The sequence below is a fragment of the Leptospira gomenensis genome (genome assembly GCF_004770155.1).
GTDB classification, from domain to species: domain Bacteria; phylum Spirochaetota; class Leptospiria; order Leptospirales; family Leptospiraceae; genus Leptospira; species Leptospira gomenensis.
On sequence record NZ_RQFA01000077.1, the window covers coordinates 1 to 379 of the forward strand.

Consider the following 379-nt stretch of genomic DNA (forward strand, 5'->3'; position numbering starts at 1 on the left):
CGACATCGGTGTGATGGTTCGTTTGGCAAAGAACAAAATGTTAAACGACTTCAAGAAGACGTTGGACAACGACGCAATGCGCAACTATGAATTGGAGAACGGACTCTTTGATCCGAACGACGCAGTGGGTGCGTTTAACGACTTCGTTCAGGGAGTGACGAGCGGAGATTCGGCTTCGTGTTTTAACAAATCACTTGAGGATTGCGCTACTTCCGCGGTGAACTCCGGCTTGCTTGTGGGAGAAGTTCCCGGAGGAGAATACGGTGTTTGGCAGTTTAGTCAATTCTACCCGATTTTGAAAACGAAGAAGGAGATGGACAAACGCAAGGGGATGATGGACCAGGCCCGGAATGTAAGAAAGTCTGGAATGGGAAGACTT

Annotated in this window: 1 pseudogene; it reads left to right on the forward strand. The window is 48.5% G+C overall.

Features of this window, described 5'->3' with window-relative positions:
* A pseudogene (locus EHQ17_RS17390) lies at window positions 1–379 on the forward strand (hypothetical protein); the annotation flags it as partial.